11 protein-coding genes are annotated in these 13885 nt (G+C 71.7%); 2 read left to right on the top strand and 9 right to left on the bottom strand.

The genetic code is table 11. The features are described 5' to 3' along the window. Positions 1–324: 324 nt before the first annotated feature. Entirely contained in the window at positions 325–1608 is a 1284-nt protein-coding gene (locus AC07EQ_RS13200; protein ID WP_478388209.1) for a M50 family metallopeptidase, read from the bottom strand. Beyond that, positions 1609–2850, bottom strand: coding sequence for a 1-deoxy-D-xylulose-5-phosphate reductoisomerase (gene dxr, locus AC07EQ_RS13205; protein WP_478388210.1), 1242 nt, complete (start codon positions 2848–2850; stop codon positions 1609–1611). A gap of 122 nt (positions 2851–2972) precedes the next feature. Here dxr and AC07EQ_RS13210 point away from each other — a divergent pair, with 122 nt between their 5' ends. Beyond that, a complete protein-coding gene (locus tag AC07EQ_RS13210; protein WP_132494180.1) occupies positions 2973–3242 on the top strand; it encodes a GlsB/YeaQ/YmgE family stress response membrane protein in 270 nt (89 codons plus the stop codon). 201 nt (positions 3243–3443) lie between these two features. Beyond that, entirely contained in the window at positions 3444–3728 is a 285-nt protein-coding gene (locus tag AC07EQ_RS13215; RefSeq protein WP_132494179.1) for a DUF2631 domain-containing protein, read from the top strand. A gap of 152 nt (positions 3729–3880) precedes the next feature. On the opposite strand, the gene AC07EQ_RS13220 is transcribed toward AC07EQ_RS13215, so the two are convergent. From AC07EQ_RS13220 to AC07EQ_RS13250, 7 genes are all read right to left on the bottom strand, one after another. Beyond that, positions 3881–5314, bottom strand: a complete 1434-nt coding sequence (locus AC07EQ_RS13220) for an aldehyde dehydrogenase family protein (RefSeq protein WP_478388211.1) — start codon at positions 5312–5314, stop codon at positions 3881–3883. A 139-nt stretch (positions 5315–5453) separates the two neighbouring features. Next, the gene (locus AC07EQ_RS13225; RefSeq protein WP_478388212.1) at positions 5454–6878 is read right to left on the bottom strand and encodes an aminobutyraldehyde dehydrogenase; all 1425 of its coding nucleotides are present in this window, start codon (positions 6876–6878) and stop codon (positions 5454–5456) included. Next, positions 6878–7819, bottom strand: coding sequence for an agmatinase (speB, locus tag AC07EQ_RS13230; protein ID WP_397530868.1), 942 nt, complete (start codon positions 7817–7819; stop codon positions 6878–6880). Before speB ends, AC07EQ_RS13225 begins: the two co-directional genes overlap by 1 nt. 60 nt (positions 7820–7879) lie before the next feature. Continuing rightward, a complete protein-coding gene (locus tag AC07EQ_RS13235) occupies positions 7880–9172 on the bottom strand; it encodes a flavin monoamine oxidase family protein (protein ID WP_478388213.1) in 1293 nt (430 codons plus the stop codon). Positions 9173–9202: 30 nt separating this feature from the next. Then, positions 9203–10657, bottom strand: coding sequence for a purine-cytosine permease family protein (locus AC07EQ_RS13240; protein WP_478388214.1), 1455 nt, complete (start codon positions 10655–10657; stop codon positions 9203–9205). A gap of 334 nt (positions 10658–10991) precedes the next feature. Further along, positions 10992–12401: a helix-turn-helix domain-containing protein gene (locus AC07EQ_RS13245; RefSeq protein WP_478388215.1), complete on the bottom strand. Its 1410-nt coding sequence runs from the start codon at positions 12399–12401 to the stop codon at positions 10992–10994. Positions 12402–12414: 13 nt separating this feature from the next. Further along, the gene (locus AC07EQ_RS13250; protein ID WP_478388216.1) at positions 12415–13875 is read right to left on the bottom strand and encodes a PucR family transcriptional regulator; all 1461 of its coding nucleotides are present in this window, start codon (positions 13873–13875) and stop codon (positions 12415–12417) included. Positions 13876–13885: the final 10 nt, after the last annotated feature.

Consider the following 13885-nt stretch of genomic DNA (forward strand, 5'->3'; position numbering starts at 1 on the left):
ACCTCTTCTGGTGTTTTTCGGACGGCTTGCACCGCCCGCGCTCCACGATACCGGCGGCATTTCATCCGGCCGGACGTCGTCATGGTCACCCGAGTCACGTTCGGTGATCATCAGCGCCCGTTCACGTCTCGTTCGAGCGAGCGTCGCGTGCCCGCCACCACTCGATTCAGGTAACGGACGCGGCGCGCGCCGAAGCTCGTTCGGCCGCGCCGACGCGGATTCCGCTTCCCCACAGCCGTTGGGCCACGCGGGTGAAATCCCCGCCGTTTTCGCGCGAAAACGGCGCCCGCCACGCGTGCCGAGCGCCGGTTTCGCGCGAAAACGTCAGAACAGCTTCACCGGGTTCACCACGTCGGCGACCAGGACCAGCAGCGAGTACGCGATGAAGATCAGGCTCACCGCGTACGCCAGCGGCATCAGCCGCGCCGTGTCGAACGGCCCCGGGTCGGGCCGGCGCACCAGCTTGGCGAGCTTGCGGCGGATGCCCTCCCAGATCGCGCCGACGGCGTGCCCGCCGTCCAGCGGCAGGATCGGCAGCATGTTGAACACGAACAGCGACAGGTTCACGCCCGCGAGCAGGTTGAACATCATGATGATCCGGGCGTCCACGCCGAAGTCGTCCGAGGCCAGCACCTCGCCGCCCAGCCGGCTCGCGCCGACGATGCCCACCGGCGAGTCCTGGTGCCGTTCGCCGCCGAAGATCGCGGCGACCAGGTCGGGCACCCGCTGCGGCAGCTCGACGACCTTCTGCGCGGTGAGGCTCACGAAGCCGCCGATGGTGCTCGCCACGCCACCGATGTCCTGCTTGACCAGCACCGATGTCGGGGTCAGGCCCAGGAAGCCGACCTTCTCGTACTCGCTGGTCGAGGTCAGCTTCGGCCGGTCGGTCTGCATCAGGTCGGCCTGCAGCGGGACCCGCTGCCCGTCGCGCTCGACCACCACCGGCACCGAGCCGCTGGACTCGCGGATCGCCAGCTGCAGCTCGTCCCACGAGGCGTAGGGCTTGCCGTTGAACTCCACGATCCGGTCGCCGGGCCGGAATCCCGCGGCCGCGGCGGGCGACGGCGCAGCGTCGGCCGGGCAGACCTCGGTGTTCGGCGCGGTGGCGGGCAGCACGCACGCGCTGACGTTGGCGACCGTGGTCGTCGGGGTCGCGATGCCGTGGCCCATCAGGATCGCCGTGAAGATGCCGACCGCCAGGATGAGGTTCATGAACGGCCCGGCCATCATCACCACGACCCGCTTCCACGGGCTGCGCTGGTAGAACTGCTTGTGCGCGTCCTCCGGGGTGATCTCCTCGGCGGACATCTGACGGGCGTCCTCGATCATCGCCCGCCACGGCGCGGACGACGTGGTGCGGCCGTACTTCTCGTCCTTCTTGGGCGGGAACATGCCGATCATCCGGATGTAGCCGCCGAACGGGATGAGCTTCAGGCCGTACTCGGTGTCGCCCTTCTTGCGGGACCAGATGGTGCGGCCGAAGCCGACCATGTACTGGGTGACCTTGATCCCGAACAGCTTCGCGGCCGCCAGGTGCCCCAGCTCGTGCCATGCGATGGAGAACAGCAGCCCGAGGAAGAAGATCAGGATGCCAACTACGACCAGCATCTACTCCGCCTTCCCCACGAGCTCGCGAGCCCGAGTGCGTGCCCAGTCCTCGGCCGCGAAGACCTCGTCCAAGCCCGCCGGATCGCTGCGCCACTGGTCGGCGCCGGCGAGCACTTCACCCACAGTTTGCACGATCGCGGTGAACCCGAGGCGGCCCTCGACGAACGCCGCCAGCGCCTCCTCGTTCGCCGCGTTGTAGATCGCGGGCAGGCAGCCGCCGCCGGAGCCCGCCGCGCGGGCCAGCTCGACGGCCGGGAACGCCTCGTCGTCGACCGGCTCGAAGGTCCACTCCTGGGCCTTCTCGAAGGTCAGCGCCGGGGCGGCGCCGGGCACCCGGCGCGGCCAGTCCAGGCTCAGCGCGATCGGGATCCGCATGTTCGGCGGGCTGGCCTGCGCGATCGTGGAGCCGTCCACGAAGGTGACCATCGAGTGCACGATCGACTGCGGGTGCACGACGACGTCGATGCGGTCGAAGCCGATGCCGAACAGCAGGTGCGCCTCGATCAGCTCCAGGCCCTTGTTCACCAGCGTGGCGGAGTTGATCGTGACCACGCTGCCCATCGACCAGGTCGGATGGGCCAGCGCCTGCTCCACGGTGACGTCGACGAGCTCGTCGCGCTTGCGGCCGCGGAACGGCCCGCCGGAGGCCGTCAGCACCAGCCGCTCCACCTCGTCGGCGCGCCCGCCGAACAGGCACTGCGCCAGCGCCGAGTGCTCGGAGTCCACCGGCACGATCTGGCCGGGCGCGGCGCGGTCGAGCACCAGCGGGCCGCCGGCGATCAGCGACTCCTTGTTGGCCAGGGCCAGCGTCGCGCCGGTGGCCAGCGCGGCCAGCGTCGGCTTGAGGCCGCGCGAGCCGTCGACGCCGTTGAGCACCACGTCGGCGGGGGCGGATTCGATGAGGTCGGTGACCGCGTCCGGCCCGGCCAGCAGCCGCGGCAGCCGGAACTCCCCGGCCGCGTAGCCGCGCCGCTGGGCCTCGGCGTAGAGGGCGAGCTGGACGTCCTCGACAGCGGTGCCCTTGGCGACGGCGACGGCCGGGACGTCGAACTCCAGTGCCTGCGCCGCCAGCGCCTGCGGGTCGCTGCCGCCCGCGGCCAGCCCGGCGACCCGGAACCGGCCGGGGTTGTGCCGGATCACGTCCAGGGCCTGGGTTCCGATGGAACCGGTCGAGCCGAGCACCAGGACGGTGCGGGGACCCGGTTCGCTGGGTGCGCTCTGATTCGGGGTGTCGGCGTGCATCACCGGCCATTGTCCCCGAAGAAGGTGAGCCCCCGTCGCTCGCGGTGCGCAAATCACTTTCGGGGCTCACGATCAGGTGGTCGGCCCGGCAGGGTGCGGCACAGGACGTGAGGAGAACAACCATGGGCATCATCGGATGGATCGTTCTCGGCCTGATCGTGGGCGCCATCGCGAAGGCGATCATGCCGGGCAAGGACCCGGGCGGAATCCTGGTCACCATGCTGTTGGGCGTGGTCGGCGCGTTCATCGGCGGGCTGATCGGCAACTGGATCTTCGGCGTCGGCATCGACCGGTTCTGGTCGCTGAGCACCTGGCTCCTGGCGATCGCCGGCTCGGTCATCGTGCTGGGCGTCTACCGGGTGATCGTCGGCCGCAAGGCGGTGCAGCGGTAGCGCCGGCGCGAGCGGACGCTTTCGGGGTGTTGCGGAAATCTCTTTCCGCAACACCCCTTTTCGCTGCTCGTGCCGGGTGGGCGCGCGTTCGGCCGCGCAGGGCGTGTGCGAGGATGAGGGCAATGTGGATCGCCGGTCGGTGATCCGCGCACCGAGCACTGTCTTCCGGCCCGCGCGGCCGGCGTGGCACAGGAGGGGAACGTGGCGAGCACCGAGCTGGAGAAGAAGCCCAGCCAGGCCATCGACCCGGCCGAGGAACCGTCGGTCGAGTGGGGCTGGCACGGCGGTTTCCCGAAGGGCACCCAGTTCATGGGCTGGTTCTCGGTCATCGCGTGCCTGGCCATGCTGATCGGCAACCACGGCGGCATCATCAGCGGTGGCGGGCACTTCAAGACCGAAGACGGCTACCTGGTCGTGATCGCGGCGATCCTGGTCATCGGCCTGCTGATCGACCTGCGCCGGAAGCGGACCGCCTGGCGCCGCTGACGCACCGAAGCAACGAAAGCGCCGCCCCGGTCACCGGGGCGGCGTTTTTCTGTGCGCGCCTGATCAGGCCCGTGTGCACTTTGTGTCGCTACAGCAGCTCTTCAGTCGCTACAGCAGCACAAAGTGCACACGGGCTTCGACCTGCTCTGATGTCACGGATTGATGCCGGTGAGGACCGTGACGTGCTCTTCGGTGAGGTCCGTCATCGCCGCTCGGACGCCTTCGCGGCCGACGCCGGACTCCTTCACCCCGCCGTAGGGCATCTGGTCGGCGCGGAAGCTCGGCACGTCGCCGATGACCACGCCGCCGACCTCCAGCTCGGACGAGGCGCGGAAGGCCAGCTGCAGGTCGCGGGTGAACACGCCGGCCTGCAGGCCGTAGCGGGAGGCGTTGACCTTCTCGAACGCCTCGTCCACCGAGCCGACCGGCGAGATGACCAGCACCGGGCCGAAGATCTCCTCGCACGAGACCTTCGCGTCCTCCGGCACGTCGGCCAGCACCGTCGGCGCGTACGTCGCGCCCTCGCGGGTGCCGCCGGTGAGCACCCGGGCGCCCGCCGCGACGGCTTCGCCGACCCACTGCTCCACCCGCTCCGCGGCCGCCACGTCGATCAGCGGCCCGACCTTGGTGGCCGGGTCCTTCGGGTCCCCGGTGCCCTGCGCCTCGACCGCCTTGACCACGCGGGCGGTCAGGTCGTCGTAGCTGTCGCGGTGCACGTAGACGCGCTGCACCGAGATGCACGACTGGCCGCCCTGGTACATCGCGAAGGTCGCGATCCGGTCGGCGGCGTAGTCGAGGTCCGACCACTCCGAGTCGACGATCACCGCGGCGTTGCCGCCGAGTTCGAGGGTGACGTGCTTGCGCGGCGCCGAGTCGCGGATGCCCCAGCCGACCGGCCCGGAGCCCGTGAAGGACACCACCGGCAGCCGCGGGTCGGCGACGAGCTCGGCGGCCTTCTCGTTGGTGGTCGTCACCACCGACCAGGTCCCGGCGGGCAGCTCGGTCTCGGCCAGGATCTCGCCGAGCAGCAGCGCGGACAGCGGGGTCTTCGGCGCGGGCTTGAGCACGATCGGGGTGCCGGCGGCGATCGCCGGGGCGACCTTGTGCGCCACCAGGTTCAGCGGGAAGTTGAACGGCGAAATGCCGAGCACCGGCCCGCGCGGGACCCGGCGGATCAGGGCCATCCGGCCCGTCGCGCCCGCATCGGTGTCCAGCCGCTGCAGCTCGCCGGAGAAGCGGCGGGCCTCCTCCGCGCCCCAGCGGAAGGTGGAGGCGGCGCGGGCGACCTCGGCGCGCGCCCAGGTGATCGGCTTGCCGTTCTCGGCGGTGATCAGCTGCGCGATCTCCTCTGCCCGCTCGGTGAGGCGGCGGCTCACGTGGTCCAGCGCCGCGGCGCGGGCGTGCGCGGGCAGCGTCGCGAACTCGCGGCGGACCGCGTGCGCGGCCGCGACGGCGCGCTCCACGTCGGCGTCGGTGGCGTAGCACGCGGTGGCGACCGCCGAACCGTCGTAGGGGTGCCGCACCTCGAAGGTCTCGTCGCTGGTGACCAGCTCGCCTGCGATCCAGTTCCCGGTGACCGATGCCATCGGCTGCCTCCTGTCGTTTTCGTCCTCGCCGCGACGCTACGAGCCCGCTGTCGGGGCCGGGAGTGCCAATCTGGCCACCCCCGGCCCCCGACCTGGCCGAACCGGCACCTCGCCGGCCGTGCCGGGTCCGCGTCGCCGGTCAGGCGTGGTTGTGCATGACGTGCTTGATGCGGGTGTAGTCCTCGAAGCCGTAGCGGGAGAGGTCCTTGCCGTAGCCCGAGTGCTTGAAGCCGCCGTGCGGCATCTCCGCGACCAGCACCATGTGGGTGTTCACCCACACGCACCCGAAGTCCAGGCTCGCCACGAGCCGCTGCGCTCGCCCGTGGTCGCGCGTCCACACGCTCGACGCGAGCGCGTAGTTCACGCCGTTGGCCATGCTCAGCGCCGCCGGCTCGTCGCGGAACGTCTGCACCGTGAGCACCGGCCCGAAGATCTCCTCCTGCACGACCTCGTCGTCCTGCCGGACGCCGCCGAGCACGGTCGGCGCGAAGAAGCACCCCTCGTCGCCGATGCGCTGCCCGCCGGTGAGCACCTGCGCGTGCGCGGGCAGCCGGCCGATGATGTCCTGCACCCGCGCCAGCTGCGCGGCGTTGTTCAGCGGGCCGACAACTGAGTCCACATCGGACGGTGGGCCGCAGCGCAGCGCCGCGACCTCCTCGACCAGCAGCCGGGTGAACTCCTCGGCGACCGACTCGGCCACCAGGACCCGGGTCGCCGCGGTGCAGTCCTGCCCGGCGTTGAACGTGCCTGCGGCGGCGATGCCCGCGGCGGCCGCGGCGAGATCGGCGTCGGCGAACACCAGGGCCGGGGCCTTGCCGCCCAGCTCCAGGTGCACGCGCTTGACGTCCTCGGCCGCCGCTGCCGCCACCTCCCGGCCCGCCCGGGTGGACCCGGTGATCGACACCATCGCCGACGCCGGGTTCGCCACCACCGCGCGGCCGGTTTCCCGGTCGCCGCACACGACGTTGAGCACGCCCGGCGGCAGGATCCCGGCGGCCACCTCGCCGAGCAGCGCGGCGGTCGCCGGCGTCGTGTCGGAAGGCTTGAGCACGACGGTGTTGCCCGCGGCGATCGCCGGCGCGATCTTCCACACCGCCATCAGCAGCGGGTAGTTCCAGGGCGCGACCTGGCCGATCACGCCCACCGGTTCGCGCCGCACGTAGGAGGTGTGGCCCGGGGTGTACTCCGCCGCCGCGGTGCCCTCCAGGACGCGGGCCGCCCCGGCGAAGAACCGGATCTGGTCGATGGCGGCGCCCACCTCTTCGGTGCGCGTGGCGGCGACCGGCTTGCCGGTGTTCTCCACCTCCGCCGCGACGAAGTCCTCGGTGCGCCGCTCCATTTCGTCGGCCAGCCGCAGGAGCAGCCGCTGCCGGTCGGCGGGCGTGGTGGTTCGCCAGTGCTCGAAGGCCCGCTGCGCGGCGGCGTACGCCGCTTCGACGTCCTCGGCGGACGACAGCGGCGCGGTGCCGAACACCTTGCCGCTGCAGGGATCGACCAGGTCGGTGGTCCGGCGGTCGGCCGCGTCGACCGGCCGGCCGTCGATGATGTTGCGGATCTGGCGCATCAGCGTCCTCCCGGCAGGATGCACAGCAGGTCGTACAGCACGTGAGCGGCGGCGATGCCGGTGATCTCGGCGTGGTCGTAGGCCGGGGCGACCTCCACCACGTCCGCGCCGACGACGTTCAGGTCGGCCAGGCCGCGCACCACTTCGAGCAGCTCGCGGCTGGACAGCCCGCCGGCTTCGGGGGTTCCGGTGCCCGGCGCGAAGGCCGGGTCCAGCACGTCGATGTCGATGGACAGGTACACCGGGCGCGAGCCGAGCCGGGTGCGGATCCGGTCGATGATGGTGTCCAGCGGCGTCCGGGCGAACTCGCGGCTGTGCAGCGCCGCGAAGCCCATCCGCTCGCTCTCGTCGAGGTCGAGCTTCGAGTACAGCGGGCCGCGCAGGCCCACGTGCATCGAGTGCTCGAAGTCGATCAGGCCCTCCTCGGCGGCGCGCCGGAACGGGGTGCCGTGCGTGTACGGCGCGCCGAAGTAGGTGTCCCAGGTGTCGAGGTGCGCGTCGAAGTGCAGCACCGCGATCGGCCCGTGCCGCTCGTGCTGCACGCGCAGCAGCGGCAGCGCGATGGTGTGGTCGCCGCCGATGGTGAGCAGGGTGCGGCGCGTCCCGGACAGCTCCCGCGCACCGGCCTCGATGGTGTCGATGGCCTCCCCGATGTCGAACGGGTTCACGCCGATGTCCCCGGCGTCGGCCACCTGCCGCGCCGCGAACGGTTCGACGCCGTTGGCCGGGTTGTACGGCCGCAGCAGCCGCGAGCTCTGCCGGACGTGGTTGGGGCCGAAGCGCGCGCCGGGCCGGTAGCTGACGCCGGTGTCGAACGGCACGCCCCAGATCAGCACGTCGGCGTCGGGCACGTCGGTCAGCCGGGGCAGCCGGGCGAATGTGGTGTCGCCGCCGTAGCGCGGCACCTTGGTGGCGTCCACCGGACCGATCGGGTTGTTCATGCATTCCTCCACTTTTCGTGAGTGCGCAAGCGGGCTGGGGCCGTTTTCGCACTCACGACGTCACTTCTCGGCCGCCAGGATCTCCGCCGCGGAGCGCTTGCCGGATTCGATGGCGCCGTCGATGAACGCGCGCCAGCGGCGGGCGGTGTGCGAGCCGCCGAAGTGCACCCGGCCCTCCGGACGCCCCACGCACAGCTCGTACTTCGCGAACTGCCCGGCGGCGAACGTCGCCCAGGTGCCCTTGGAGAACTCGTCGTGCACCCAGTCGTGCGAGCGGGCGTCGACGACCTCGGCGTCCGGCGCGAACTCGCGGACCGCGCGCTGCACGTCGGCGAGGTCGCCGGCGTCGACGCGGTCGTGCTCCGGGGCGAAGCACACCAGCACCACGCCGCGATCGGTGGTCTCCATCGCGCCGACGTAGTCGAAGCTGGTGCCCCAGCCGAAACCGCTGATGTCCTCGGGGACGTTGCGGGCCAGCGCCCAGACCTTCTGGCCCTGCCCGGCGTGGTTCTCCCGCGAGATGGCGAGCTTGTCGGCGGGCAGCGCCGGGCTGAACTCGACGTCCTGCCAGATCCCGACCGGCGTGGTCATCAGCACCCGGTCGGCGCGCGCCGCGCCGCCGTCGTAGGTGACCGTCACGCCGTCGTCACCGGCCTCGACCTTGCGCACCGGGCTGGACAGCCGCAGCTCGGCCCCGCCGTCGGCCTGGATCGCCCGCGCCAGCGAGGCGGTGCCGTTGACGAAGGTGAAGCCCAGCACGCTGGCCTGCACCATGCCCCACAGCGAGTTGTCCATCGAGGAGCACCAGCGGAGGATGTCCAGCGCCGAACCGGTGTCCTCGCTGGCGTTCGCGCAGCCGCAGAACCAGGACATCATCAGTTCCTTGGCGTTGCCGGTCAGCCCGACGTTCTCGGCCCACTCGCGGATCGGCACGTCGAGGTCGGCGACGTCCTGTTCGGACAGCGGGCGCAGCGGGTCGAACCGGGAGGCGGCCTCGATCAGCGCCCGCACCGCGTGTTCCAGCTGCTCGTACTCCTGCGGGGGCACGGGCAGCAGCGTGTCCAGCACCTTGCCGTGGTCGGACCAGGTCATCCGGCCGGGCAGCTCGCTGTCCTTGATCGGGACGTCGTAGCGCTGCACCTCGGCCCACACGTGCGTCTGCTGCGGCACGATCCAGGTGCCGCCCATCTCCAGCCCGAAGCCGTCGAAGCCCTCCGGCTGGTACCAGGTGGAGCCGCCGATCCGGTCGCGGGCCTCCAGGACCAGCACGTCCTTGCCCGCTTCCCGCAGCTCGCGGGCCGCGGTCAGGCCGGCGAAACCCGCGCCGATGACGACGACGTCGTAACGATCCATTGCTCGCACTTCCTTGACTCGTAACGGGATTCAGACGCTCGCTGCGACTCGAACGTCGGGTTGCCGCGGCATCGGCTGCGGACTGCCGATGCACAGCAGCAGGTAGGTGGCGGCCGTGGCCGCGGCGGCCAGCAGGAAGCTCAGGTCGATGCCGCCGGTGAGCTCCAGCAGCGGCCCCTTGTACAGGGCGGTGTCCACGGCCAGCAGGCCGACCGCCGAACCGGTCAGCCAGGCGGCCGCCGCCCGGATGTTCCAGCCGCCGGTGTACCAATAGATGCCGCCCCGCGCCCGGCGGTTGTAGACCTGCAGCGCGTCCGGGTCGTAAAGGCCGCGGCAGCGTGCGAAGCCGATCAGCGTGATCACGGCCCACGGTGTGCCGATAGCGGTCAGCAGCAGCACGAACGCGGTGACCGCGTCCTGGGCGTCCCAGACGAAGTAGCCGAGGAACACCAGCACCGTCGACAGCACCGAGGTGAGGATGGTGGCCTTGACGCGCGACAGCGGCGGCACGATCGCATCCAGGTCGAGCCCCATGCTGTAGATCAGCACCCCGGCGTTGCCGATCGTGCCGAACACGCCGTTGAGCAGCAGCGGCAGCAGGAACCACAGCGGCGCGGCGGCCACCAGCGGCCCGACGTAATCGTCCGCGGCGCGGGCCGCGAACGCGGTGAAGGTGCCGAACAGCTGCGGGATCAGCAGCCCGAGGAGCATGCCGGCGCAGGTCGCGGCGAACACCTTCCGGGACGAGTAGCGCTTCGGCGAGACGTAGCGGCTGTAGTCGCCGAGCAGCGTGATGAACGCCATCGGCCCGCTCAGCCCGGCGGCCACTGTGGACAGCGCCCACGTCGTCCAGAAGTCCCCGAGCAGGTAGCCGGCGTCGGTGACCGGCCCGGTCCGGAACTGGTCGCCGTAGGCGAACAGGCCGGCCGCCATCAGCACCACGGTGCCGACCGCGACCCACTTGCTCATCCGGGTCATCAGCTGGTAGCCGAAGATCGCCACGAGCACCGAGAGCACCGCCAGCGCCGCGTACGTGACGCTGTGGCTGATCCCGTCGTCGGGCAGCCCGAACAGCCGGTGCAGCGGACCCACCACCGCGGCCCCGCCGGTCCACACCGTCAGCGCGGCGTAGCCGAGCGAGAGCAGCAGGCCGATCACCGAGCCGATCAACCGGCCCCGCACGCCGAAGGTGCCGCCGCTGCTGGTGGACAGGTTCGTGCCGGTCTTCAGCGACACCAGGGCCAGCGGCGCGACCAGCAACGTGCCGAGCAGCGTCCCGGCGATCATCGAGGTGACGGCCGGCCAGAACGACAGCCCGAACGAGGCGGGCAACCAGCCGAAGACGACCACGCCGAGGCACATGTTGGAGCCGAGCAGGATGCCGGCGACATCGCGGGGGCGGCCGGTGCGATCGGCCTCGGGGATGGTGTCGACGCCGTGCGTCTCGATGCCGACGCGCGCGGCCGGTGGCGGATCTGGGGTCATCCGTTGACCTCCTTGGCGGATGGCGGGAGCGTTGAGCCGCGCGGCACCGACCAAGAGTGGGCCGGGTCACCAGCCGGAGGTAGTCACCGATCGTCCGAAGTCCACAACCACCATTGGACGTTCCTACAACGCGCAGTCGCCCCAAGACTTGGCGAGCCCAGGCCCGGAAGATCTCCACCATGCGAAATCACGCTTTCGCGGTGCCCAATTTTGCCTAAAATTGGAAACCCCAGCGCATCACCACGCCAAAGCGAAATCCCAATTTTGCCTAAAATTGGAGTCTTCCCGTGGCGCAAGGGGAATTCCAATTTTGCCTAAAATTGGGAGCCTCTCGTCAGGCCTGGAGGGCGCGGAGCGCGAGGAAGAGGTCGACGCGGTCCGCCGTGCTGGAGAGGCTTCGGCCGGTGAGCTCCTCGACCCGGTTCATCCGGTGCCGCAGGGTGTTGATGTGCACGTGGAGGCGCTGGGCCGCCTCCTGCCAGCGGCCGCCCGCGTCGAGGAACACCGCCAGCGACGGCACCAGGTCGCTGCCCCGCCGCTCGTCGTGGTCGAGCACCGGCCCGAGCAGCGCCCGGGAAGTGGCCGCCAGCAGCTCCGGGTCCTGCGCGGAGAGCAGCAGCGCCGGGCTGCTGAGCTGCTCGTGCGTCATCCAGCCGAGCTCCGCCCGCGACGACACCGCCTCGGCGGCGTGCGCCGCCTGCAGCAGGCTCACACGCAGCTCGGACGCGGTGCCCGGCTTGCCGACGCCGACGTGGACGACACCGCTGGCCAGCGCATCGGTGATGCGCCGCGCGAGCTCCGCCACGGTGTCGCGGACCTGGGCGAACGCGACGACGTCGCCACCGCGCTGCGCCGCGACCCCGTCCGTGCCCAGCAGATCGCCCAGCCGCGCGGAATCCGCGCCGGGGCTCGACGTGCGCACCACGACGGCGGCGAGCGGCCCGTCCGGCTGCAGGCCGAGCGCGTGCAGCCGCGTGCGCACCGTGTCGATCCCGACCGTTCCACTGTGGACCCATTCGAAGAGTTCCCACGCGTAGCGCAGTTCCGTCGCCCGCACCGCGCGAGTGCGTTCGATCTCCAGCGCGATGAACGGCATCGCCTGCACCACCGCCGCGTGCTGCTCCACGTCGAGATCCGCCAGCGGCCGCGGCAGCAGCAGCTCGGCCTCGGCCAGGCCCTCGCCCACCAGCGGCAACGGGTGGTTCGGCTGCGGCGCGGTACCCGCCACCACGCCTCCGGCGACCTGCACCGCCACGGCTTCGCCCAGCTGCTTGGCCAGCGTGTCCAGCACCGTCTCGACGCCGCGCCGCAGCCGCAGCGCCGCGACGATCGCGTCGTGCTGCGCCAGGTGGCGGCGCAGCGGGCGCTCCCACTCGGCGCGCTTGGTGTTCACGAAGGCCTCGACGATCTGCAGGAACGCGACCTCCACGGGCACCACGAAGCAGGTCAGCCCGTGCTCGCGCGCCGCGTCGACGAACGCCTCGGGGACCTGGGTCTCCGGTGGCACCAGGCCGTATCCGACCGCCGCGACGTCGGCGGCGACAAGGTCTGCGATGAAGGCCTCCGGCGTGGTCCCGGCGCTGCGCCACACCCCGGCGGTGAGCACCACCTCGCCGCCGCGCAGGAACCGGCCGGGGGCCTTGATCTCGATGGTGTGCACCCAGCGGATCGGCCGGTCCACCCGGCCGCGCACCCGCACCTGCAGGGCCAGTTCCGGACGGTTCAGCAGATCTTCGACGAGCACCGCGCCACCTCCGTCACTCGCCGGGCCGGTCCAGGACCTGCAGCGCCAGCCACAGCTCCGCGCGCACGCCTGGCTGGTCGAGGCTGCGCCCGAGCAACTCCTCCACCTTTCGCACCCGGTTGCGCAGGGTGTGCCGGTGCACGCCCAGCCGGTTCGCCGCCGGATCCCACTGCCCATGGTGCGCCAACCACGTCTGCAGCGACTCCAAGAGCACTCCCTGCCCGCGCAGCGGGGCGAGAACGGCCTCGGCGAACGCCTGCGCGTCGGCGCCGGGAACCAGGTTCAGCAGGCCATATCCGGCGAGGTCGGCGAAGTGCACCACGGTGTCGCCGCGCTTCGCCGCCCGCGCCGCCTGCTGCGCCTGCCGCAGCCCTTCGGCGAGCCCGGCCAGCTCGCACGGCTCGGACACCCCGATGGCGACGCCGGCCTGCCCGGTGAGCCAGTCGAGCGCGCCGGCGCCGACGAGCCCGACCACCACGTCGCCGTGCTCGGCCAGGTAGGCCGGGGCGCTCGGCTGGTCCGCCGCGAGCCGGGACAGCAGCTCGTCGCGATCGAGTGCACCGGCCAGCACCACCACCCGGAACGGCTCGGGCGGCAACTCGGCGTGCAGGTCGGCGAGCACGTCCTGCACCTGTTCGCCGCGCAACATCAACGCCAGGAAGTCCGCGCGGAGCCGGCGCCGGGCGGAAGCGAGCGCCTCGACCTGCTCCAGCGCCAGCGTCAGCAACGAGGCGGCGGAGTTGATCACGTGGTGGTCGGTGGTGGCGAACGGCTCGCCGCGACCCACCACCAGGAACCCGCGCGCCCGGCCGCCGAGCGCCTGCATGCTCACCTCCTGGTCGCCGAGCGAGAACCCGGCTGCGGCCAGGCCTCGCTTCGCCCGCACCTTCGCCACCGCCGGCTCCAGGTCCGGCAGCCGCGAACCGGCCGTCGCCGGTGAGCTGTGCAGGAGCCGGCCGCCCGCGTCGAGCAGCAGCACCCACGAATCCAGCAGCAGCGCGAGCTTCCGGACCAGCGCGGCCACGCCGTTGGTGGTGCCGGCCGCCTGCGCGAGTTCGTGCTGGGCGCGGCTGGTGCGCCGCAGGCTCGCGTACTCGTCCGCCGCGACGGCGCGCGAAACCGCCTTGCTGATCGCGATGAACGGCGTCGGCCGGGGCACTTCGAGCAGCGGCAGCCCGGCTCGTTCCGCCGCCGTCACGAGCTCGGCCGGGACCTGCCGGTGGCTCAGCCCGATGCCGAACCCCAGGCCCGCGACGCCGACGGCGGTGAGCCGCTCGACCAGCCCCGCGCAGTCCTCGGCGCGCAGCGCGAGGCCGGTGGTCAGCAGCAGCTCGCCGCCCTCCAGGAACGGCGCCGGATCGGCCAGTTCGCTGGTGTGCGCCCACGCGATCGGGCGGTCGAGGGAGCGTTGACCGGCTCGCGCGACGAGCCCCAGCGCGGCGTCGGCGACCAGGTCGCGCACCGTCAACGGCACCGGAGAACCT

The sequence above is a fragment of the Saccharopolyspora sp. NPDC045839 genome, assembly GCF_056431645.1.

Excerpts from the sequence above, each read along its gene's own strand:
- AC07EQ_RS13200 (WP_478388209.1), bottom strand. The coding sequence starts at position 1,608 with ATGCTGGTCGTAGTTGGCATCCTGATCTTCTTCCTCGGGCTGCTGTTC.
- dxr (WP_478388210.1), bottom strand. The coding sequence starts at position 2,850 with ATGCACGCCGACACCCCGAATCAGAGCGCACCCAGCGAACCGGGTCCC.
- AC07EQ_RS13210 (WP_132494180.1), top strand. The coding sequence starts at position 2,973 with ATGGGCATCATCGGATGGATCGTTCTCGGCCTGATCGTGGGCGCCATC.
- AC07EQ_RS13220 (WP_478388211.1), bottom strand. The coding sequence starts at position 5,314 with ATGGCATCGGTCACCGGGAACTGGATCGCAGGCGAGCTGGTCACCAGC.
- AC07EQ_RS13225 (WP_478388212.1), bottom strand. The coding sequence starts at position 6,878 with ATGCGCCAGATCCGCAACATCATCGACGGCCGGCCGGTCGACGCGGCC.
- speB (WP_397530868.1), bottom strand. The coding sequence starts at position 7,819 with ATGAACAACCCGATCGGTCCGGTGGACGCCACCAAGGTGCCGCGCTAC.
- AC07EQ_RS13235 (WP_478388213.1), bottom strand. The coding sequence starts at position 9,172 with ATGGATCGTTACGACGTCGTCGTCATCGGCGCGGGTTTCGCCGGCCTG.
- AC07EQ_RS13240 (WP_478388214.1), bottom strand. The coding sequence starts at position 10,657 with ATGACCCCAGATCCGCCACCGGCCGCGCGCGTCGGCATCGAGACGCAC.